A 1,369-nucleotide genomic window follows, 5' to 3' on the forward strand; every position below is an offset into this window, starting at 1 on the left:
GGGTGTGTCCAGTTAACGGCTGATCTTGATTGTTGGGGTTCAGTTGTTGGCCGGGGTGAGCCGGCCCTCGAAGGCGATCTGGAAGGCGTTCAGGGGTGCCTTCCAGCGCATGGTCCAGCGTTTGCGGCCCTTGCCGGTCGGGTCCAGGCTCATCAGAGCCATGTAGACGCACTTCAGGGCGGCGGCCTCGGTGGGGAAGTGCCCGCGGGCCCGGACGGCCTTGCGTATCCGGGCGTTGACGGACTCGATCGCGTTCGTCGAGCAGATGACGGTGCGGATCTCGACGTCGAAGGAGAGGAAGGGCACGAACTCGGCCCAGGCGTTCTCCCACAGGTTGATGATCGCCGGATACTTCCTTCCCCAGGCGTCCTGGAACTCTCCGAATCGCTCTGCCGCCGCGCTCTCGTTCGGTGCGGTGTAGACGGGCTTGAGTGCCTTGGCGATCTTGTCCCAGTCCGCCCGCGAGGCATACCGGAAGCTGTTGCGCAGGAGGTGGACGATGCAGGTCTGCACGATGGTGCGGGGCCAGACGGTCTCGACCGCGTCGGGCAGGCCCTTCAGACCGTCGCAGACCAGCATCAGCACATCGTCCAGGCCGCGGTTCTTCAGCTCGGTGAACACCTGCAGCCAGTACTTGGCGCCCTCGCCGCCGTCGCCGGCCCAGATGCCCAGGATGTCCCGGGTGCCCTCGACGGTGACGGCCATGACCACGTAGACGGGCCGGTTCGCGACCTTCCCGTCCCTGATCTTCACGTTGATGGCGTCCACGAACAGGACGGGGTAGACGCGGTCGAGCGGCCGGTTCTGCCATTCGGCCATCCCGTCCATCACCTGGTCGGTGATGGTGGAGATGGTCTGCTTGGAGACCTCGGCGCCATAGATCTCGGCCAGGTGGGCGGAGATCTCCCCGTGGGTGAGGCCCTTGGCGGACAGCGACAGCACCATCTCGTCCACGCCAGTCAGTCGGCGCTGCCGCTTCCGGACGATCTGCGGCTCGAAGCTGCCCTCCACGTCCCGGGGCACCTTGACCTCGACCGGCCCGACGTCGGTCAGCACGGTCTTCGTCCGGGTGCCGTTGCGGCTGTTGCCGCTGTTCTTCCCCACCGGATCGTGCTTGTCATAGCCGAGGTGGTCGGTGATCTCGCCCTCCAGAGCGGACTCCAGCACCCGCTTGGTCAACTGCTGCAGCAGTCCGCCCTGACCGGTCAACTGCATGCCCTCGCTCCGGGCTCGTTCGACCAGCATCGCGATCAACTGCTCGTCCGACGCGGCCACACCGACCGGTTCAGGCACGGACTCGGGCTCGATCGTCATCTCACTCACTTGGCGTCTCCATGATCAACAGATCCGCCGTTTATTAGACACTCCC

The 1,369-nt window shown here is 65.4% G+C and carries 1 protein-coding gene; it reads right to left on the reverse strand.

Annotated elements, in window-relative coordinates; genetic code table 11:
• Positions 1–39: 39 nt before the first annotated feature.
• Positions 40–1,245, reverse strand: a complete 1,206-nt coding sequence (locus AB0M29_RS45210) for an IS256 family transposase (protein WP_365393694.1) — start codon at positions 1,243–1,245, stop codon at positions 40–42.
• Positions 1,246–1,369 lie beyond the last annotated feature (124 nt).

This window comes from Streptomyces sp. NPDC051976, assembly GCF_040680795.1.
Taxonomy (GTDB): Bacteria; Actinomycetota; Actinomycetes; order Streptomycetales; family Streptomycetaceae; genus Actinacidiphila.

What these genes read in the sequence shown, in the direction of transcription:
- AB0M29_RS45210 (WP_365393694.1), bottom strand. Translation starts at nt 1,245, where the DNA reads ATGCTGGTCGAACGAGCCCGGAGCGAGGGCATGCAGTTGACCGGTCAG.